Consider the following 21,398-nt stretch of genomic DNA (forward strand, 5'->3'; position numbering starts at 1 on the left):
TCGAATGCAGGTTAGTGCCTCACGTTACGTGAGAGTCAATATACTCGTCATATTTCCTTTGTAGAATTTTATCTTTTTCATGTAGTAGTTCACTGTAGCACTGATTATACTCAGGCCTAATAATCCACACTGATAAATGATGGTGAAATAAATGAACATAAAAGCAATGTCCATTGGATTGCTTTTACTTCCTACAATAGGGTTAGCAGATACCTTAGATGTTGGAGAACCCAGTACCCCCGGCTATGAAAAAGCCGAAGAAGCAAAATCGTGTATTGATCAATATGCTTTTGATATCGCCAGTAAAAATAATCAACCTGCCACTGAGATTGCTGAAGCAGCTCTAGGCTACTGTGATAATAAAATGGAATCATTTCGCCAATTCAATCGCGAAATGAGCGTGGCAAATATTCCACAAGATGATATTCGTGAGCTGTCTTTACGAGGCGCGGCACTCTTTGCAGCCGACCAACAATTCCATGACCTCAAAGTTTCATGGATAAAGGATATTGAATATAAGATATCTAAGCATCGCCAAGCAATCCAATAGGGGGCTTTCACCGCCAAGACGTACCATCAAAAAAGCCCTGCTATTTTGCAATAACAGGGCCTGATAACTCACTATTCAACTATTTTATCTGCGCATGCATCTCTTGAACTGAAATCACTTTCTCAGTTGGGTCTGCACTCAATGACATAGTGGTTGCAAAACCACCATTCAACGTCGTGTCATAGTGAACTTTATATTGCAGTGCACTACGACGGATCAGCTTAGAGTCTTCAATAGCTTGGCGACCTGCAGTGGTATTAACAATATAGTCGTACTCACCATTTTTGATCCTATCTTGAATGTGCGGGCGGCCTTCGTGCACTTTGTTAACTAAACGTGGATTGATCCCTGCTTCACCCAGCACAATCGCTGTTCCGTGAGTCGCATCTAACTCAAAACCATGTTTTAGCAGTTTAGCTGCTAAATCAACAACACGTGTTTTATCACCTTCACGAACTGACAGCAGAGCACGACCTGATTTTTTCATGGTAGAACTGCTACCTAACATCGCTTTGGCAAAAGCCTCAGCAAATGTACGACCAACCCCCATCACTTCACCCGTTGAACGCATTTCAGGCCCTAAAATTGGGTCAACACCTTGGAATTTATTAAACGGCAGTACCACTTCTTTCACCGAATAATAAGGAGGGATGATTTCTTTGGTAACACCTTGCTCGGTCAATGATTGCCCGACCATCACGCGAGCAGCCACTTTCGCGAGAGGAACACCTGTCGCTTTAGAAACAAATGGCACCGTACGTGCTGCACGAGGGTTAACCTCAATCAAGTACACTTCATTGTTTTTCACCGCAAACTGCACGTTCATCAAACCACGAACACGTAATTCGAAAGCTAAACTGCGAACTTGCTCACGCATCACATCTTGAATTTCTTGGCTAAGGGTATAAGCAGGTAATGAACATGCTGAGTCACCTGAGTGAACACCTGCTTGTTCGATGTGCTCCATGATCCCGCCAATCAGTACCATTTCACCGTCACAGATAGCATCAACGTCGACTTCAACTGCATCATCAAGGAAGCGATCTAGCAGAACAGGAGCATCGTTTGACACGCTAACTGCGGTTTGGAAATAACGACGTAAATCGACCTCATCATAAACAATTTCCATTGCACGCCCACCCAGAACATAAGATGGCCGCACCACCAGCGGGTAGCCAATACCCGCTGCTTTTTCAACAGCTTGCTCAATAGTTGCCACTGTCGCATTTTGTGGTTGTTTTAGATTCAAACGATTAACCGCTTGTTGGAAACGTTCACGATCTTCTGCACGGTCAATCGCATCAGGGCTAGTACCAATCACAGGCACACCAGCGGCTTCTAATGCACGAGCCAATTTCAATGGTGTTTGCCCACCATATTGAACAATCACCCCTTTAGGCTGTTCAATACGTACAATTTCCAGAACATCTTCTAACGTTACTGGTTCAAAATAGAGGCGGTCTGATGTATCGTAATCGGTTGAGACGGTTTCAGGGTTACAGTTAACCATGATAGTTTCATAACCATCTTCACGTAGCGCTAATGATGCATGAACACAACAATAGTCAAACTCAATCCCTTGACCAATACGATTTGGGCCACCACCTAGCACCATCACTTTTGGTTTATCTGAATTAGGGTTTGATTCACACTCATCTTCATAAGTGGAGTACATATAAGCCGTATCAGTAGCAAACTCAGCCGCACAAGTATCAACACGCTTATATACAGGATGTAAGTCATAACCTTGGCGTAGTTTACGTAGCTCGGCTTCAGACACACCAACCAATTTCGCTAAACGTGCATCAGCAAAACCTTTACGCTTCAGCACTCGTAAGAAATCTTTATTTAACCCATTGATGCCTTGCTCTGCCACTTGCTCTTCTAAGCGTACTAACTCTTCAATTTGCACAAGGAACCAGCGGTCAATATTGGTCAGATTAAAGATACCATCGACTGAGAGCCCCGCGCGGAATGCATCAGCAACATACCAAATACGTTCAGCACCTGCATCTTTCAATTCACGACGAATGCGAGTCAACGCTTCGGGATCTTCTTGACTTACTTTTGGATCAAAACCTGTCGCGCCTACTTCAAGACCACGCAATGCTTTTTGCATCGACTCTTGGAAGGTTCTACCAATCGCCATCACTTCACCGACAGACTTCATTTGTGTTGTCAGTCGGTCGTTAGTGCCCGCAAATTTTTCGAAGTTAAAGCGAGGGATTTTTGTCACAACATAGTCAATTGATGGTTCGAATGACGCAGGTGTACGACCACCAGTGATATCATTCATTAGCTCATCGAGGGTATAACCAACTGCTAGTTTGGCTGCAATTTTAGCAATTGGGAAACCCGTTGCTTTAGAGGCTAATGCAGAAGAACGTGATACACGCGGGTTCATCTCGATAACAATCAAACGACCATTTTTTGGGTTAACCGAAAACTGAACGTTAGAGCCACCTGTTTCAACACCAATTTCACGTAGTACGGCCATAGAGGCATCACGCATGATTTGATATTCTTTATCGGTCAGTGTCTGTGCAGGTGCAACGGTAATCGAGTCACCGGTGTGGATCCCCATTGCATCGAAGTTTTCAATCGAACACACGATAATACAGTTATCGTTTTTATCGCGCACCACTTCCATTTCATATTCTTTCCAACCAATCAGCGACTCATCAATAAGCAACTCATTCGTTGGTGAGAGATCTAAGCCTCGCGTACAGATTTCTTCAAATTCTTCACGGTTATAAGCGATCCCGCCGCCCGTTCCACCCATCGTAAACGAAGGGCGAATGATACAAGGGAAACCAACATCGTCAGCAACCGCATAGGCTTCTTCCATATTGTGTGCGATGCCTGAACGCGCAGTATCCAAACCAATTTTTTTCATTGCTTTGTCAAAGCGCTGGCGGTCTTCGGCTTTATCAATCGCATCAGCGGTTGCACCAATCATCGTCACACCAAACTCAGCTAACACCCCTTTGCGCTCAAGTTCTAATGCGCAGTTCAGTGCTGTTTGGCCACCCATGGTCGGCAGTACCGCATCTGGACGCTCTTTTTCGATGATTTTACGCACAACTTCCCAATGAATTGGCTCAATATAAGTTGCATCGGCCATTTCTGGGTCAGTCATGATGGTTGCTGGGTTTGAGTTAACTAAAATGACGCGATATCCTTCTTCGCGTAGTGCTTTACACGCTTGCGCACCTGAATAGTCAAACTCACACGCTTGGCCGATAACAATCGGGCCAGCCCCTAAGATAAGAATACTTTTTATATCTGTACGTTTTGGCATTTTGTTGCTCCCGATTATTTTGCGTTATGACTTGATTGGTTCTGGCGATACTCATTAATCAGTTCGATAAAGTGATCGAACAGTTGTGCCGCATCGTGAGGACCAGAGCTTGCTTCAGGGTGACCTTGGAAGCTAAACGCTGGCTTATCAGTACGGTGAATACCTTGCAGGGTGCCATCAAACAATGATTTATGTGTCACACGTAATGTGTCGGGTAAAGTTGATTCATCAACCGCAAAACCATGGTTCTGAGCGGTGATCATCACAACGTTTTGATCTAAATCTTTTACTGGGTGGTTTGCACCATGGTGACCAAATTTCATTTTTACGGTACTAGCACCACTTGCTAGTGCCAATAATTGGTGACCTAAACAGATACCAAATATTGGGATGTCTGTTGTTAAGAAATCTTGAATAGCTTTAATTGCATAGTCACAAGGTGCTGGGTCGCCAGGGCCATTTGATAAAAAAATACCATCTGGGTTCATCGCTAACACCACTTCTGCGGATGTTGTCGCTGGAACCACAGTTAAGCGGCAACCACGATCAACAAGCATGCGGAGAATGTTACGTTTTGCGCCGAAGTCATAAGCCACAACGTGTAGCGGTAACTCGTCTTCACTTTTCGCTCCCAGTTGGCCATCTTCAAGTGTCCAAGAACCTTGAGTCCAAGTGTAAGCTTCTTGGGTACAGACTTCTTTTGCCAAATCTAGGCCATTTAGACCGGGAAATGCGCGTGCTTTATCCAGTGCCAAGGCCACATCAGGGTTATCACCTGCAATAATGCAACCGTTCTGTGCCCCTTTCTCTCTTAACAAACGCGTCAGTTTACGTGTATCAATATCGGCTATTGCAACAACGTTATGGCGTTTCAGGTATTCTGATAGGCCTTCCTGACCGCGAAAGTTACTATAAACCAGTGGTAGGTCACGAATTATCAAACCTTGTGCATGAACTTCTGGGGATTCTTCGTCATCGGCATTAGTGCCGACATTACCAATATGGGGATAAGTGAGAGTAACAATTTGGCGGGAATAGGAAGGGTCGGTAATTATTTCTTGATATCCGGTCATTGACGTATTGAAAACGACTTCTCCAACAGCGGCCCCTTCAGCACCTATGGCGCGCCCGTGGAATTCGGTTCCGTCTTCGAGAACCAGTATAGCTGACTTAATCAAAACACCCTCCAGGGAATAATAAATCACAATTAGTGCATATTAATTCAGATTTGAGGATCTAAATCAATGCCAAAATGCGTTTTTAAGCAATTTTTGGCAAATTGCGCGCATTCTAATGATGAGATGAGGTCTTGTCTAGAAAAAAACGCATTTTTTTCGTTTTTTTCTTACTTTTTTGGTTATCAGCCTAACTTTTACAGTATTGAGCACTAAAACTAGCAACCATAACCTCGAAGTAAACGGTTGCAAATAGAATTAGTTGCATAACTGATGATAAATCATGTTTAGGGATAATAAAAGATGATTATTTAACCAAACGGAAGGCAATGAGACAAAAAAACAATAAAAAATAAACACTACAAATAAAAAACAATTAAAAACTGCAAATAATAACATTACATAATGCAATACCATGATTTACAGTTATTTTAAAATAAAAAATAATCAGATATCTTCCAAGCAAAGAACATCTTTCATATTATATAACCCAGCATTTTGAGCAACTACCCAAGATGAAGCTCTAATAGCACCATTAGCAAATGTCATTCGACTGGAAGCCTTGTGAGTTATTTCTACACGTTCACCAATGTCTGCAAACATAGCAGTATGTTCTCCAACGATATCGCCTGCGCGCACAGTTGCAAAACCAATTGAGCCAGCCTCACGCTCTCCCGTATAGCCTTCACGCGCGTAAACCGCACAATCTTTTAGATCTTTACCTAGTGCGTTTGCAATCGATTCTCCCATCGCCAATGCCGTTCCAGATGGCGCATCCACTTTATGGCGATGGTGGGCTTCGATGATTTCAATATCAGTATAGTCTCCCATCACTTTTGCTGCTTTTTCTAATAATTTGAGAACTAAGTTAACACCCACACTAAAATTTGCTGCGAACACAATCGGGATGGACTGAGCGGCGTCTGAAATTGCTTGTTTACCTTGTTCATCAAACCCCGTAGTACCAATTACCATCGCCTTGCGATTTACCCGACAAAAAGCCAAATACTGTAATGTTGCTTCTGGGCGAGTGAAATCAATCACCACATCAAAATCATCAACTACTGCCTCTAACGAATCAACAATCCTAATACCCAATTTACCAATACCTGCTAACTCGCCAGCATCAGTACCAACCAATGTAGAACCGGCTCGCTCAATTGCCGCACCTAACTGAATACCTTGTTGTTGTGCCGCCTGAATTAACTGGCGTCCCATGCGTCCACCCGCCCCAACAACTGCAACTCGAACTGTTGAATTCGTCATTTAATATCCTTTTTAGCCATCTTGCTGTGGATTTACGCGGTCACAAACCTTAACCACTGCATAATTTGAAAAATCATTGTTATATAGATTAACCAGCTCATCAAAACCACGCTAGCGCTAATCACCAATTATTAACAAAAGCGTATAACGCGCTAAAATTATCAGAAAAAGTTGTTATACTCTAAATAATTCGGGGTGCAGCTAAGCGACAGTGAGCGAGTCGCTAGGAGCATACAGAAGTATGTGACTGGTGCGAGTGAACGTAGTCACATCTACCTCAACGAAAAGCGCTGCAACTTGAAGCATGACGAGTATAAAAATGACTGTGAATCATATGCTAACAAGTCTAAACTTATATTTCATCGTTACAATGGTTCACTTTAAGCAAGGTAGCTTTTTATCATATGACTAACACTCATATTGGTTTTCCCACTGAAACCGTTATCGTTTTTATTGCATTAGCCATCGGTGCTATTGCCATCGACTTATTCATGCATCGTTCAGATAAAGCCATTACACTCAAGAATGCCATTTTTTGGTCGCTGTTTTGGGTAGCGATCGCAATGGCTTTTGCTGTTTTTCTCTATCTACATCATGGTTCAGAAGTCGCCAGTTTATTTATCACGGGTTATATCCTTGAAAAAGTGCTCTCCGTTGATAATTTATTTCTTATGATGGCTATTTTCTCTTGGTTCTCAGTACCTAATCATTATCGGCATCGTATTTTGTATTGGGGAGTGATCGGTGCAATTGTCTTTCGAGGCATTTTTGTTGCTATCGGTACAGGTCTGCTTAGCTTAGGGCCATATGTTGAACTGGTTTTTGCGTTTGTTGTGGCATGGTCAGCAATCATGATGTTGAAGCAACGTGATGATGATGAAATAGAAGATTACTCACAACATCTTGCCTATCGTTTAGTTAAACGCTTTTTTCCCATATGGCCCAAGATCAATGGCAATGCTTTTTTATTAACCCAAAAAGAGGTTGAGCACGAACTCAGTAAACCTGAAAACAAGAATATCAAAGTAGGTAGAGCGACCAAAGCAGCCTACTATGCAACACCATTAATGCTATGTGTGGCGATTATTGAATTATCTGATGTTATGTTTGCTTTCGATTCAGTGCCTGCCATTATCGCTGTCAGTCGTGAACCACTAATTGTTTATAGTGCAATGATGTTTGCCATACTGGGTCTACGTACTTTGTATTTTGTCCTTGAGGCACTAAAGCAATATTTGGTTTATCTCGAAAAGGCCGTCATTGTGCTGCTGTTTTTTGTCGCGGGAAAATTAGCTTTAAATGCCACGGATCACCTTTGGCACCATGGCTATAATATTTCAACCAATATGAGTTTGTGGGTAATACTTGCAGTATTAACGGTAGGTGTACTTACGAGTGTGGTTTTCCCGAAAAAGACTAATTAATGGAATGACCTCTTGATATACAATTTATCAAGAGGTTTTGCTCTACTCATCTCTTGCTACAACATTACGATACTTATAACGGTAATGTTTTTTATGGAAATGACGCCAATGCGCATCTTGTGCAGCCTGCAATAACTCAAAATCACCTCGAGTGTCACCCCAAGCCCTTAAATGATATCGATTTAAATCACCATATACCTGCTCTAAACGCTTTACTTTTTGTTCACGTCGGCAGTTCTGCCCAACTAAATTGCCCGTTAGCTTACCATCAACAATTTCTAACTCGGTACTGATCAATTTAATGCCTAATCGTTCAGCAAATGGTTTGAGCACAAGAGAAGGTGAAGCAGAGCAAATAGTCACTTCAGCTCCACTTTCAACCTCAGCTGCTACACCTAAAACCCCTTCTGGACGCATTAATTTAGACCAATAAATTTGGCAAAATTGTTCGGCTTTTTCTCTCAACCATTTTTCATCTACGCCTGTTAAGAAGGTTTTTATTAACACTTCTTTTAGTTCATCACGCGTCAATTTACGCCTAGCACATTGTAAAGTTGGCAAAACTAATTTAATAATTTTGCGTGAAAAACGGTACTTCCCAAACGTAAACTTCAAAAAGGGAATAAAACTATCGTGATAGGTCAATGTGCCATCAAAATCAAAAACAGAGAGCACATTAGATGAATGAGCGATATTGTTAGATAGCAATGAAAACTCCAAAAATAATTCCCCCTCCAATCAATTAAATCAATGAGAGGGGTAGTTAATGCTAATTAACTGATTTCTTTAACTTCAACACGTAACTCTTTAGGAACTTCAAACACAATATTCTCTTCACGTCCTTGAAGCTCAACGACATCTTTAGCACCAAGCTCTTGGAGCCTATCGATGACTTGGCGAACTAAGATATCAGGGGCAGAGGCTCCCGCGGTCAAGCCAATAATATTTTTATCAGCTAACCACTCTGTTTTAATATCTTCAGCCCCATCAATTAAATAGGCTGGCTTTTTCATTCGAGAAGCTAATTCTGCTAAACGATTCGAGTTCGATGAGTTTTTCGAGCCAACGACCAGCACGATATCAGCACGTTCTGCAAGTTCGCGCGCAGCTTCCTGTCTGTTGGTCGTAGCATAACAAATATCATCTTTACGCGGGCCAACAATACTAGGAAAACGTTGAGTTAATGCATCGATAACATCAGAGGTATCATCAACCGAAAGCGTTGTTTGCGTCATAAAACACAAGTTGTCTTCATCTTTAACCTGTAATTTCCACACATCTTCAGGGCTTTCAACCAGATACATTCCACCTTCTGGATTGTTGTATTGCCCCATGGTACCTTCAACTTCAGGATGCCCTGCATGACCAATTAGGATAGCTTCTTTGCCTTTTCGGCTTGCTCGTGCAACTTCCATATGTACCTTAGTGACAAGGGGGCACGTAGCATCAAATAACATGGTTAAATCACGGGAGCGCGCTTCTTGGCGTATTGCTTGAGAGACGCCATGAGCAGAGAAAATCAAGATAGAGCCATCAGGAACTTCTGAGATCTCTTCAATAAAAATAGCACCACGCTGACGCAAGTCATCAACCACATAACGGTTATGAACAACTTCATGACGGACATAAATAGGTGCGCCATACAGCTCTAACGCTCTTTCTACAATGCTGATTGCGCGGTCTACCCCTGCACAAAAACCACGAGGGTTAGCCATTAATATTTGCATTTTGACTCTCCAATTGCGGGTCAATCTCAAGCACTTCAATATCGAAACTGATTTGTTGCTCTGCTAGCGGGTGATTAAAATCAATGGTAATCGACTCACCCTCTATTGATTTTACTACCCCTGGCATCTCACTGCCATTCATTGCCGTAAATAGCATGATAGTGCCAATCTCAGGTATCCCTGTTTCAGTGAAATCACGTAAGGAAAAGTATTGAATTAAATCAGGATTGTGTTTACCAAAAATCACATCCCCCGGTAAAGAAAAACTTTTCTTTTCCCCAATACCTAGCCCTAAAAGTTGCTGTTCCAATTCGGGTGACAATGAACCATTACCTAAACTAAACAACGCTGGTTTCCCTTGGCTATATGAAGAGTCTGCCGTTGAACCGTCTTCTAATTTCAGCGTGAAATGCAGCAGTACCGCGCTATGCGGCTGTACCTGAGTAGACATAAATCAAACCTATTTTCTATCATATAAATTAGCCCGGAAGAACCGGGCTAGGGGTTATATTTGCCATACCTCAAGTTGCAGTGTATTCCGTTAAGACACGTAAACTTAATCACTTGTCGCCTAACTGCTCCTCGAACTATTTAAAATACATTTAATCCTTTAATCTTCCTTCTTTTTGCTTTTATCGGGCAAAAAGCCTTCGAGGATCACGAGTGCCGCACCTAAGCAGATAGCCATATCTGCAAGGTTAAATGTAGGGTAATGCCAATTGCCAATATAAAAATCAATATAATCGACAACAAAACCATGTATTAAACGGTCACTTAGGTTACCAATTGCGCCACTGATGATCAGAGCATACGCGATATTACTTAAACGTTTTTGTGCACTCTGGCGATACATCATCACAATTAAAATGATTGAAATCGCAATTGCCACGCCAGCAAAAAACCAGCGTTGCCAGCCGCCCTCATCAGCTAAGAAGCTAAATGCAGCGCCAAAGTTCTGCGCATACATAAGATTGAAGTAAGGCATGATTGGATGTGGCTCATACAGATTCATCTCTTTCAAGACAAGCTGTTTGACCCCTAAATCCAATGCGATTAACACCACGGTTAACCACAGCCAGCGCAACCCAGTAGAACAAAGTGGTCTCTTCATTTATGCAAACTTACGCAGTTCACCGTTACCGGCTACGTTAGTGACACAGCGACCACACAACTCTGGGTGATCAGCCACGGAACCTACGTCATTAGCATAGTGCCAGCAACGAGGGCATTTCTCACCAGATGCTTTGCTAAAACCAATTTTTAGGCCGCTCAGCTCTGATTGCTGTGCACTGGCTGGTGCAGAGGCGATATCTGCAACAGTAACTTGTGAAGTTAGCAGCACAAAACGCAATTCGTCAGCTAAGCAATTAAGCTTCGCCGCTAGGTCTTTGTCTGCATACAACACGACAGCTGCTTCTAATGAACCACCAATGTGTTTGTCTGCACGTGCTTGTTCAAGCACCTTATTGACTTCGCCACGAACGGCTAGCAACTCAGCCCAAAAATCATCATTCATTTCTTCGGACGCATCTAAACCAAACAGTGCGTCGTACCACTCTTCAGTCAGGACATACTTAGCACGTTCGCCCGGCATTTCATTCCAAACCTCATCAGCAGTGAAAGAAAGCACAGGTGCAATCCAACGAACTAACGCTTCAACAATATGGAACAGTGCTGTTTGGCAGCTACGACGCGCAAGGCTATCGCTCTTGGCGGTGTACTGGCGATCCTTAATGATATCTAGATAGAAAGACCCCATTTCGATTGAGCAGAAATGCATTAAACGCTGAATAACGGATAAGAAATCATATTCATCGTAAGCTTTTGCAATCTCTTTCTGTGCCGCCAGCGCGCGACCTACTGCCCAGCGATCTAGCACCACCATATCTTCCGGTTTCACCATATCAGTCGCTGGATTGAAACCATTTAAGTTAGCTAAGAAGAAGCGTGCTGTATTACGAATACGACGGTATGAGTCCGCTGCACGTTTCAAAATTTCATCAGAAACAGCGATTTCCCCTGTGTAATCGGTTGATGCAACCCATAGGCGTAAAATATCAGCACCTAATTTATTCATCACATCTTGTGGGCTGATTGTATTGCCTAAAGATTTAGACATCTTGCGGCCTTGACCATCTACGGTAAAGCCGTGCGTCAGCACTTGACGATAAGGCGCTTTGCCTTTCATTGCCGTCGACAGCATCAGTGAAGACATAAACCAGCCACGATGTTGGTCTGAACCTTCAAGGTACATATCTGCTGAATTGCCATGGAATTCAGGACGCGCATCCACAACAGCAAAGTGAGTTGATCCTGAATCAAACCAAACGTCTAAAGTATCTGGTACTTTACGGTAAGTTTCAGCGTCTTCGCCAAGTAACTCAGCAGGATCCAGATCCCACCATGCTTGGATGCCATCAACTTCTACACGTTTCGCAACTTCTTCCATCAACTCTAACGTGCGTGGGTGCAATTCTTCAGTGTCTTTATGTACGAACAACGACATTGGTGTACCCCAAGTACGTTGACGAGAAATACACCAGTCAGGGCGATTTTCAACCATAGATTCGATACGCGCACGACCCCAACCAGGGATCCACTGAACAATATCAATCTCTTTCAATGATTGTTCACGTAAGCCATTTTTATCCATGCCGATAAACCATTGTGGTGTAGCACGGAAAATAACAGGTGTTTTATGACGCCAGCAGCATGGATAGCTGTGAGAAATGGCTTGCTTGTACAGCAGAGCCCCTTTTTCTTTTAACAATTCAACGATCAGGTCGTTGGCTTTAAAAATAAATACGCCATCAAGTGTTGGGTAAGTATTTGCTAGGAAACAACCATCTGGCCCGACAGGGTTTGCCGTTTCTAAACCATATTTTTGACCCACCACGTAGTCCTCTGGACCATGGCCTGGCGCTGTATGTACGGCTCCTGTACCCGCATCTAACGTAACGTGTTCACCTAAGATCGCAGGAACATCAAAACCCATAAATGGATGTTGGAAACGCAATAATTCAAGTGCACTACCATCACACTCACCAAGCACTTTCCATGACTCGACACCAGCGGTTGTCATTACATCTTTAACTAAATCAGCCGCAAGGATCGCCACTTCGCCGCCCGCTTCAACCAACTGGTATTTAAACTCAGGATTTAAAGAAATCGCACGGTTAGCAGGCAATGTCCAAGGTGTTGTTGTCCAAATAACCAACGCAGGTGTTTTATCACCTGTGACAGCAAATTTTTCATACACCGCTTTGCTATCTACAGCAGGGAAACGAACATAGATAGAAGGTGATGTTTTATCATAATATTCAACTTCCGCTTCGGCCAAAGAGGAGCCACAAGCCGTACACCAGTGAACTGGTTTAGCGCCTTTCACCAAGTGACCATTAGCGATAGTCTTTGCCAATGCTCTGATAATGTGAGCTTCGGTTTTAAAATCCATCGTCAAATAGGGCTTATCCCACTCACCTAACACCCCAAGGCGAATAAAGTCAGCTTTTTGCCCTTCAATTTGCTCTTTGGCATATTGACGGCATTGTGCACGAAATTCAGCGGCGGATACTTTTTCACCGGGTTTACCCACGATTTGTTCAACTTTATGTTCAATCGGTAGACCATGGCAATCCCAACCAGGGATGTATGGGGAGTCATAACCCGCCAACCCTTTGGATTTAATAATAATGTCTTTGAGAATTTTGTTAACTGAGTGACCAATATGAATACTGCCGTTAGCATACGGAGGACCATCGTGCAGGATAAACGTTTTCTTGCCCGATTTTGCTTTACGGATTGCTTGATACAAGCCTTCTTTGTACCAGCGCTCTAACATCTGTGGTTCGCGTTTTGCGAGATCACCACGCATTGGAAACCCTGTTTCTGGTAGATTCAGGGTATTTTTATAGTCACTCATCGATTCTCAGTTCCATTTTTCCGCTAAATTATCTGACACCCGTTGCAGCTAGGTAATCCCTCGCTGTAATCACATCTTTAGCAATTTGCTCCTTCAGCGCATCTAATGAAGCAAATCGCTGTTCATCACGTATTTTTTTACGTAATACGACATCAATATGACGCCCATATAAATCCATAGTGATATCAATTAGATGAACTTCTAATTGTTGGCCTTTACCAGAAACCGTTGGCCTAGTACCAATATTGGCCACACCTGGTAGGGGTTTATCCCCTAAACCATACACTTCTACAGCATACACACCCATCACAGGGGTAACCAATCGTTTTAATGGCAGGTTTGCTGTCGGGAAACCAATAGTACGACCGAGTTGGTTGCCATGAACAACACGCCCACTAATACGATATGGATGGCCTAACAAAGCTTCTGCTAATGCTAGGTCATTATCTTGTATTGCTTTACGGATAGCAGTGCTGCTAATACGCAGCCCTGAATCACAAAAACTTTCTGTATCCGCCACTTCAAAACCATACTGACTTCCAGCTTGCTGAAGGAACGCAAAATCCCCCATGCGATTTTTGCCAAAACGGAAGTCATCGCCAATAGCGAGGTATTTCACACCCAGTTTTTCGACCAGTAAATCAGCGACAAACTCAGAAGGCGTTAGTGAGGCAAAATGTTGATTAAACTCAACACAAAGGAGGTAATCAACCCCACTATCTGCTAAGTATTTCACTTTGTCCCGCAAGCGCGTCAAACGAGCAGGTGCTTTATCACCAATAAAAAACTCAAGTGGCTGAGGCTCAAAAATCATCACGACAGTGGGTAACCCCAACTGCTCACTTTTCAGTTTTAAATTTTGAAGTAATACCTGATGCCCACGGTGGACACCGTCAAAATTACCAATAGTCAGCACGCAACCATGATGGTACGCCCGGATATTCTGTATACCGCGAATTAGCTCCATAACAGGCTCAATACCGAGGAAATAGCTGGATTATACCCTGTACGACGCTTAAGGTTAACCCAAGTTCGCAAAAGGTTTCATTTAATCACCATTTTTTGATCAACACAGCCATTACAGATAAATTTCTTACCCCCTCACCCAAGGATGATGGTTAAAAATTATCCACTGCAAATAATAAAATCAAAATATAGGGATAACCAATGGATTATCAATACAACAAATTTGCGCTGAGGTCTCGAAAAATCGTAATTTTTTCTGACTTTCACAACCACTAGTGCAACCCATTGTAATCAATGACCAATAATCAAACAACTATTGTTCGATAATTGAGCTTTACTTTCTATTCATGATCTTAAAAATTTTCTCGATAAAATATTTTTTGATTATCTACCATCAATTACGCTTTTTTTCGCGCGAAGATCTGTATTCCTCTAGCATTTGCTGGTAGAATCTTGCACCATTCACAAACGCACTTACGTCGAAGTACACGACGTTTATTTGCACAAATCCATTGACAAATGAAGGCCGAAAGGGCATATTCCTCGACCTTTGAATTGTCCTCAATAGAATACATTTGGGAGTTGGACCTTGGCTAATATCAAATCAGCTAAGAAACGCGCTATACAATCTGAGAAACGTCGTCAGCACAACGCTAGCCGTCGTTCTATGGTGCGTACTTTTATCAAGAAAGTTTACCTTGCTATCGCTGCTGGCGATAAAGAAGCGGCTCAGAAAGCATTCAATGACATGCAACCTATTGTTGATCGTCACGCCACTAAAGGCCTGATCCACAAAAATAAAGCTGCTCGTCATAAAGCTAACTTAGTTGCTCAAATCAAAGCAATGTAATTTTGCTTCTTGATTAGCTAAAAAAACCGGCTTCTGCCGGTTTTTTTGTTTGCTAAACTTTTTTCTCAAGCTTATCAAAGGGTGTTGAGAATAAATTTGAAAAATCTTTATTACAAACACGCTGAACTGCTGGATGCTGTATCATTCGTTCAGCAAAAATAACGAAATACTCTTCTTTTACACTGTCTAGTCGACCCAGTTCGATCACATCTTCCCCTTCTAAAATATCTGCTGCATATAATGAAGGTGCCACAAATATGGCATTATGAGAGACTCCGAACGCTTTCATCAGGGCCGCATCATCAAATTCACCGAGAACTTCAACTTCCAAGTTTTTATTACGGATCCAAGTTAGTAAATGGCGACCTAACATAGAGCGACGGCCTGGTATTAACAAACGGCGCTCTTCTAAACACTCGGGGAACGGCTTCTTAGGCACCGGTTGGCGACAAAAAAAGCTCATGCTACATTCCCCTAACTTCACAGAGAACAACCCTTCTTGCTGTGATGAGTCAACTGGACAATCAGACAAAATCATATCAAGTTTGTGCTGGCTTAACTGCTCAAGCAACATTTCATGAGTAGATTCAAAACAACGTAAATGGATCTGTTCATGTTCAACGACTGCAGTTTCTAATACTCGGCTCACCAGCTGTTTTGATAACGCATCAGCTACACCCACATCAAACAATAAATTCGACTCTCGGCTATAGTTGACAATATCAAGCATCTCTTGGCTTAGCATAAACATTTTATCGGCATACCGAAAAATAAGCTGCCCTAGCTCAGAGGGAACTAAACCACGCCCTTGCCGCTTAAATAACTTACCACCTAACCGTTCTTCTAATGCTTTTATTTGCCCTGTGATAGTCTGAGGCGTTAAATACAACGCATCAGCGGCCCCAACCACTGAACCCTCTTTACATACATGCCAAAAATAATAAAGATGGTTAAAATTAAGATGTGAAACCCGCATATCATTTCCTTCTGTACCACCAATAGTAGCCTCGCTATATTGGTTCTACACTCGCCATACTTCAAGTTGCAGCGCTTTTCGTTAAGGTATACGTGACCACGCCCACTCGCGCCAGTCATGTAGCTTTCTAAGCTCCTAACGACTCGCTTGTCGCCTAGCTGCACCTCGAATTATTTAGAGTATACATGCCCTTTTTCAGGAGCTATTATAAAAATACCCGCAGCACAAAAAGTGAATGCTGCGGGTACATCATAATGGATTGACTCGGAAATTCTTACTCTTTATTTCTGAAATTATTAGAATTCAGACAATCGTTACTTTTGTTGACTCCTCGGTAACACTACCTTTAATAAAAAATAACCTAAAAACGCAGCTAATGTCGATCCAATCAAAATACCCAGTCGTGAATAGGTACTATAGCTTTCATCCAGCCCATCAAAAGCAAGCCCTGTGATGAAAATAGACATAGTAAAACCGATTCCACATAAGACAGAAACCGCGAATACTTGCTTCAAATTAATTGATTCAGGCAATTTAGCAAAACCAAGTTTTACCGAAACCCAACTGAATAGAAAAATACCTAATGGCTTACCAAATAATAAGCCTGCTGCAACACCTAAAGGCAACGTGCTCATCAAACCATCTAATGTCACGCCATTTAATTGAACCCCTGAATTTGCAAAAGCAAATATCGGTAGAATCAGATATGCAACCCAAGGATGTAATACATGCTCCAACTCTTCTGATGGCTTAGTGTTATTTGTGCCACGAAGTGGGATCAAGAAACCGACAATAACACCAGCTAACGTCGCATGAACCCCAGACTTAAGTATGCACACCCATAAAATGAGCCCGATAACTAAATAAGCCGCGGTATTTTCAACACGCCGCCAATTCATCATAATCAATATAGCAACACATAATGCTGCCAAGCCTAGCGCAACCACAGACAGTGAATTAGTATAGAAAAACGCAATGATGACAATAACCCCAAGGTCATCAATAATGGCAAGTGCCAATAAAAACACTTTTAGTTCAGTCGGTACACGCTTACCTAATAAAGCCATCACGCCTAACGCAAAAGCAATATCTGTTGCGGCAGGTATAGCCCAGCCTTGACGAGTGACTTCATCAGCACCATTGAATAATAAATAAATCAGTGCGGGCGCTAGCATCCCTCCTAAAGCAGCAACAGCTGGGAAAATGGCTTTATCTTTACCTGCTAACGATCCTTCAAGTAGCTCTCGCTTAACTTCAAGCCCCACAACAAGAAAAAAAATCGCCATCAAAAAATCATTAATCCATAAAATTAATGGTTTATCGAGTTCTAATGATGAAATTTTAACGGCAACTGGAATGTCTAAAAACTGCTGATATAGTCCCTGAAATGGCGAATTTGCCATAATTAATGCGACTATGGCAGCAATAATCAGGAGTAGCCCTCCTGCTGCTTCTAACCTTAAAAATTTACGGATGATTGCTGTCATATGTTTAACCTCAAAATAAACAGAGTGTTAATATTATGCTAATCATTGATTCGTAAAAAATCGTTTATTCATCTATTATCACTCGAAATTAACGATCATTTAGCGAAATAGCTCACTAAAGATGCTAAATAATCGTTAAATTTTAATATAGACAAATTAATTTGAATTTGCTCACTTTTTCTCATGATAATGATCTACGAAATCTGACATTCAAGATGACCCCATAACTCTATATATCTATTAAAACATAGTAGAACCGCTATCAATTTATATTTGTAAAATTTGTGAGTATTGAGTATTTTTACGGTCGTGCTTCATCACTGCAATAAGTTATACAGCCTTAGGATGCTTGAAGAATAAAAAAACACTCGCAAAAGCGAGTGTTTTTAAATAATGAGTAAGTAATATTATACTTATTACTTGCTAGTCAGGTCGTCAAAAAACTTCTTCACGCCATCTAAGAAACGCTTTGAACGCGGACTATTTTTTTCGCCGCTCGTACCACCTAGCGATTCACCAAACTCTTTAAGCAGTTCTTTTTGTTTCTCATTAAGCTTAACCGGTGTCTCAACCACAATGTGGCACATCAAATCACCTTGCAATCCACCTCTAACAGATTTCACACCTTTTCCTTTCATACGGAAAACTTTGCCTGTTTGAGTTTCTGCTGGGATTTTCAGTTTCACACGACCATCAAGGGTTGGCACTTCAATTTCGCCACCCAATGCCGCAATCGCGAAGTTAATTGGCACTTCACAATGCAAGTTATTACCATCGCGCTCAAAAATATTGTGCGGCAACACATGGACTTGAACGAACAGATCGCCCGCTGGCGCTCCGTTTTCACCTGCTTCACCTTCACCTGACAAACGTACCCGATCGCCAGTATCAACCCCTGCAGGGATTTTAACGGATAATGTTTTATAACGTTCAACACGACCATGCCCATGACACTTGTTGCATGGATCTTTAATGACTTTACCGCGGCCATGGCAAGTTGGACATGGCTGCTGGACCGAGAAGAATCCCTGACGCATATGCACTTGTCCCATACCATGACAGGTTGGACAAGTATCTGCGCTAGTGCCTGGTTTCGCACCACTGCCATGACAAACATCACAGCTTTCCAAAGTTGGAATGCGGATCTCTTTGGTCACTCCACGGACAGCCTCTTCAAGAGTCAGTTCCATGTTGTACTGCAGATCAGAACCACGGCTTGGGCGCTGTTGTCTACGGCCGCCTCCAAAAATATCACCGAAGACGTCACCAAAGATATCACTAAAGTCAGCACCGCCACCGAAGCCACCGCCACCACCCATGCCACCTTGCTCAAACGCAGCGTGACCATATTGATCATACGCAGCACGTTTTTGATCGTCGGACAGGATTTCGTAAGCTTCTTTGATTTCTTTAAACTGTGCTTCTGCTTCTTCTTTATTTTCCTGATTACGGTCAGGGTGGTACTTCATTGCTAAGCGCTTATATGCTCGCTTGATGTCTTTTTCAGAAGCATTTTTTTCGAGGCCTAAAACCTCATAAAAATCTCTTTTCGCCATTTATTTTACCCTTAACATGCCGACACGGGCGTAGAGTTTCCTCGACGCCCGTGTTCGGTATCAGTAACCATTAATAACCATTAGCAAGGTCACTGCGCCCGCTAAGGGCATTATTTTTTGTCTTTATCGTTAACTTCTTCGAACTCAGCGTCAACAACATCATCATCTTTCTTCGCTTCTGCACCCGCACCTGCTGCGCCCGCTTGAGCTTGTTGCTGTGCCATTTCCAGAAGTTTTTCTGAAGCTGCAACCAGTGCTTGGATCTTCGCTTCAATATCTGCTTTATCTTCGCCTTTGCTTGCAGCCTCTAGCTCAGATGTTGCTTTTTCGATGTTTGCTTTATCTTCAGCTGGCAGTTTATCGCCTGCTTCTTCGATTTGTTTACGAGTACCGTGTACTAATTGGTCAGCTTGGTTACGAACCTGTACTAACTCTTCAAATTTACGGTCAGCTTCTGCGTTCGCTTCCGCGTCACGTACCATTTTTTCGATTTCTTCATCGTTCAGACCAGAAGAAGCCTTAATGGTGATTTTTTGCTCACGGCCACTGTTTTTGTCTTTAGCAGAAACATGTAGGATACCATCCGCATCAATGTCAAAGGTGACTTCGATTTGTGGCATACCACGAGGAGCCGCTTGAATACCATCTAAATTAAATTGACCCAGTGATTTGTTGTCGCTTGAACGCTTACGCTCACCTTGCAGAACATGGATCGTTACTGCTGATTGGTTATCTTCCGCAGTAGAGAATACTTGGCTATGTTTAGTTGGGATAGTCGTATTCTTCGCGATTAACGAAGTCATTACACCACCCATCGTTTCGATACCTAAAGACAGTGGAGTTACATCAAGTAACAGAACGTCTTTAACATCACCCGCTAATACACCACCTTGAACTGCTGCACCAATCGCAACCGCTTCATCTGGGTTAACATCTTTACGTGGTTCTTTACCAAAGAAGTCAGAAACCGCTTTTTGCACCATTGGCATACGGATTTGACCACCAACTAAGATCACGTCGTTGATATCGTTAACGCTCAAACCAGCATCTTGCAGAGCAACTTTAACCGGCTCCATAGTGCGTTTAACTAAATCTTCTACCAGTGACTCTAATTTTGCACGAGTCACTTTAATGTTCATGTGTTTAGGACCAGTTGCATCTGCAGTAATGTACGGCAGATTCACGTCAGTTTGTTGTGCAGATGAAAGCTCGATTTTCGCTTTTTCTGCTGCTTCTTTCAGACGCTGCATTGCTAGTGGATCATTACGCAGATCAACACCTTGATCTTTCTTGAACTCTTCTACTAAGTAGTTGATCAAACGGTTATCGAAGTCTTCACCACCTAAGTGAGTGTCACCATTGGTTGCCAGAACTTCATAGGTTTTTTCGCCATCAACTTCATCTATTTCGATAATTGATAAGTCAAATGTACCACCACCTAAGTCGTATACCGCAATAGTACGGTTACCAACTTCTTTATCTAGACCATAAGCCAATGCTGCTGCTGTTGGTTCGTTAATGATACGTTTAACATCTAGACCCGCGATACGACCCGCATCTTTGGTTGCTTGACGCTGAGCATCGTTAAAGTAAGCTGGAACAGTAATAACAGCTTCGGTTACTGGCTCACCCAAGTAGTCCTCAGCCGTTTTTTTCATTTTTTTCAGAACTTCAGCTGAAACTTGTGGTGGAGCCATTTTTTGGCCTTTAACATCTAACCAAGCGTCACCGTTATCTGCCGCAATAATTTTGTATGGCATGATTGAAACGTCGCGCTGAACTTCTTCGTCTTGGAAACGACGGCCGATCAAACGTTTGATCGCAAACAGTGTGTTTTCTGGGTTGGTCACTGCCTGACGTTTTGCTGGCTGACCGACCAAAATTTCACCATCTTGAGTGTACGCAATGATGGAAGGAGTTGTACGATCACCTTCGCTGTTCTCTAGAACGCGCGCAGTAGTACCATCCATAATTGCAACGCATGAGTTAGTTGTACCCAAGTCGATACCAATAATTTTACCCATCTAAAACGCCTCCAAAGGAATTCTTTTCTATACAATTTCGTTATCAATCTATATGAGGTTCAATATTTCATTTTCAAGGGAGTTTTTGCTCCGCACCTCAATTTTTTTTGCATTAAGCAATAATTGCGATTGTTAACGAGGGATGCTTTAAAGATGGGGTCGTAAATTCATTCA

General features: G+C 42.4%; 16 protein-coding genes. 3 read left to right on the plus strand and 13 right to left on the minus strand.

Annotation, left to right across the window (positions count from 1 at the left end):
* The first annotated feature begins 151 nt into the window (after positions 1-151).
* Entirely contained in the window at positions 152-550 is a 399-nt protein-coding gene (locus AC3Z9T_RS14195; RefSeq protein ID WP_490126759.1) for a hypothetical protein, read from the plus strand.
* A gap of 79 nt (positions 551-629) precedes the next feature.
* Here the strand turns inward: AC3Z9T_RS14195 and carB are convergent, their stop codons facing one another.
* From carB to dapB, 3 genes are all read right to left on the minus strand, one after another.
* A complete protein-coding gene (carB, locus tag AC3Z9T_RS14200; protein ID WP_490126760.1) occupies positions 630-3,851 on the minus strand; it encodes a carbamoyl-phosphate synthase large subunit in 3,222 nt (1,073 codons plus the stop codon).
* Positions 3,852-3,865: 14 nt separating this feature from the next.
* Positions 3,866-5,029 carry a glutamine-hydrolyzing carbamoyl-phosphate synthase small subunit gene (gene carA, locus AC3Z9T_RS14205; protein WP_490126761.1) on the minus strand — a complete coding sequence of 388 codons (1,164 nt, stop codon included), beginning with the start codon at positions 5,027-5,029 and terminating at the stop codon, positions 3,866-3,868.
* A 444-nt stretch (positions 5,030-5,473) separates the two neighbouring features.
* Positions 5,474-6,292, minus strand: coding sequence for a 4-hydroxy-tetrahydrodipicolinate reductase (gene dapB, locus AC3Z9T_RS14210; protein ID WP_490126762.1), 819 nt, complete (start codon positions 6,290-6,292; stop codon positions 5,474-5,476).
* A gap of 404 nt (positions 6,293-6,696) precedes the next feature.
* On the opposite strand from dapB, the gene AC3Z9T_RS14215 reads away from it, so the two are divergent.
* Positions 6,697-7,716 (plus strand): TerC/Alx family metal homeostasis membrane protein, encoded by a 1,020-nt coding sequence (locus AC3Z9T_RS14215; protein ID WP_490126763.1) that lies wholly within the window; start codon positions 6,697-6,699, stop codon positions 7,714-7,716.
* A gap of 42 nt (positions 7,717-7,758) precedes the next feature.
* Here AC3Z9T_RS14215 and AC3Z9T_RS14220 read toward each other — a convergent pair whose 3' ends face one another.
* The 6 genes from AC3Z9T_RS14220 to ribF form a co-directional block, all read right to left on the minus strand.
* Positions 7,759-8,436, minus strand: a complete 678-nt coding sequence (locus tag AC3Z9T_RS14220; protein WP_490126764.1) for an HAD family hydrolase — start codon at positions 8,434-8,436, stop codon at positions 7,759-7,761.
* Between the two features lie 53 nt (positions 8,437-8,489).
* Positions 8,490-9,443: a 4-hydroxy-3-methylbut-2-enyl diphosphate reductase gene (gene ispH, locus AC3Z9T_RS14225; RefSeq protein ID WP_490126765.1), complete on the minus strand. Its 954-nt coding sequence runs from the start codon at positions 9,441-9,443 to the stop codon at positions 8,490-8,492.
* Positions 9,424-9,894, minus strand: coding sequence for an FKBP-type peptidyl-prolyl cis-trans isomerase (gene fkpB / locus AC3Z9T_RS14230; RefSeq protein ID WP_490126766.1), 471 nt, complete (start codon positions 9,892-9,894; stop codon positions 9,424-9,426). The genes ispH and fkpB overlap by 20 nt, the downstream gene beginning before the upstream one ends.
* 159 nt (positions 9,895-10,053) lie before the next feature.
* Positions 10,054-10,554, minus strand: a complete 501-nt coding sequence (lspA, locus tag AC3Z9T_RS14235; protein WP_490126767.1) for a signal peptidase II — start codon at positions 10,552-10,554, stop codon at positions 10,054-10,056.
* The gene (gene ileS / locus AC3Z9T_RS14240) at positions 10,555-13,365 is read right to left on the minus strand and encodes an isoleucine--tRNA ligase (protein ID WP_490126768.1); all 2,811 of its coding nucleotides are present in this window, start codon (positions 13,363-13,365) and stop codon (positions 10,555-10,557) included.
* A 28-nt stretch (positions 13,366-13,393) separates the two neighbouring features.
* On the minus strand, positions 13,394-14,332 hold the full coding sequence (ribF, locus tag AC3Z9T_RS14245; RefSeq protein WP_490126769.1) for a bifunctional riboflavin kinase/FAD synthetase: 939 nt from the start codon (positions 14,330-14,332) through the stop codon (positions 13,394-13,396).
* A gap of 588 nt (positions 14,333-14,920) precedes the next feature.
* Between ribF and rpsT the strand changes: the two genes are divergently transcribed.
* Positions 14,921-15,181, plus strand: coding sequence for a 30S ribosomal protein S20 (gene rpsT / locus AC3Z9T_RS14250; RefSeq protein WP_070926889.1), 261 nt, complete (start codon positions 14,921-14,923; stop codon positions 15,179-15,181).
* 52 nt (positions 15,182-15,233) lie between these two features.
* Here rpsT and nhaR read toward each other — a convergent pair whose 3' ends face one another.
* The 4 genes from nhaR to dnaK form a co-directional block, all read right to left on the minus strand.
* Complete coding sequence (nhaR, locus tag AC3Z9T_RS14255; protein ID WP_490126770.1) at positions 15,234-16,157, minus strand: transcriptional activator NhaR; 924 nt, start codon at positions 16,155-16,157, stop codon at positions 15,234-15,236.
* Positions 16,158-16,471: 314 nt separating this feature from the next.
* On the minus strand, positions 16,472-17,644 hold the full coding sequence (gene nhaA / locus AC3Z9T_RS14260) for a Na+/H+ antiporter NhaA (protein ID WP_490126771.1): 1,173 nt from the start codon (positions 17,642-17,644) through the stop codon (positions 16,472-16,474).
* Between the two features lie 416 nt (positions 17,645-18,060).
* Positions 18,061-19,200 carry a molecular chaperone DnaJ gene (gene dnaJ / locus AC3Z9T_RS14265; protein ID WP_490126772.1) on the minus strand — a complete coding sequence of 380 codons (1,140 nt, stop codon included), beginning with the start codon at positions 19,198-19,200 and terminating at the stop codon, positions 18,061-18,063.
* Positions 19,201-19,310: 110 nt separating this feature from the next.
* Complete coding sequence (dnaK, locus tag AC3Z9T_RS14270) at positions 19,311-21,224, minus strand: molecular chaperone DnaK (RefSeq protein ID WP_490126773.1); 1,914 nt, start codon at positions 21,222-21,224, stop codon at positions 19,311-19,313.
* Positions 21,225-21,398 lie beyond the last annotated feature (174 nt).

It is taken from the genome of Providencia sp. 6390 (genome assembly GCF_058148425.1).

Bases quoted from the DNA above. Each gene is read 5' to 3' on its own strand.
- AC3Z9T_RS14195 (WP_490126759.1), top strand. From the start codon at position 152: ATGAACATAAAAGCAATGTCCATTGGATTGCTTTTACTTCCTACAATA.
- carB (WP_490126760.1), bottom strand. From the start codon at position 3,851: ATGCCAAAACGTACAGATATAAAAAGTATTCTTATCTTAGGGGCTGGC.
- dapB (WP_490126762.1), bottom strand. From the start codon at position 6,292: ATGACGAATTCAACAGTTCGAGTTGCAGTTGTTGGGGCGGGTGGACGC.
- AC3Z9T_RS14215 (WP_490126763.1), top strand. From the start codon at position 6,697: ATGACTAACACTCATATTGGTTTTCCCACTGAAACCGTTATCGTTTTT.
- ispH (WP_490126765.1), bottom strand. From the start codon at position 9,443: ATGCAAATATTAATGGCTAACCCTCGTGGTTTTTGTGCAGGGGTAGAC.
- fkpB (WP_490126766.1), bottom strand. From the start codon at position 9,894: ATGTCTACTCAGGTACAGCCGCATAGCGCGGTACTGCTGCATTTCACG.
- lspA (WP_490126767.1), bottom strand. From the start codon at position 10,554: ATGAAGAGACCACTTTGTTCTACTGGGTTGCGCTGGCTGTGGTTAACC.
- ileS (WP_490126768.1), bottom strand. From the start codon at position 13,365: ATGAGTGACTATAAAAATACCCTGAATCTACCAGAAACAGGGTTTCCA.
- ribF (WP_490126769.1), bottom strand. From the start codon at position 14,332: ATGGAGCTAATTCGCGGTATACAGAATATCCGGGCGTACCATCATGGT.
- nhaR (WP_490126770.1), bottom strand. From the start codon at position 16,157: ATGCGGGTTTCACATCTTAATTTTAACCATCTTTATTATTTTTGGCAT.
- nhaA (WP_490126771.1), bottom strand. From the start codon at position 17,644: ATGACAGCAATCATCCGTAAATTTTTAAGGTTAGAAGCAGCAGGAGGG.
- dnaJ (WP_490126772.1), bottom strand. From the start codon at position 19,200: ATGGCGAAAAGAGATTTTTATGAGGTTTTAGGCCTCGAAAAAAATGCT.
- dnaK (WP_490126773.1), bottom strand. From the start codon at position 21,224: ATGGGTAAAATTATTGGTATCGACTTGGGTACAACTAACTCATGCGTT.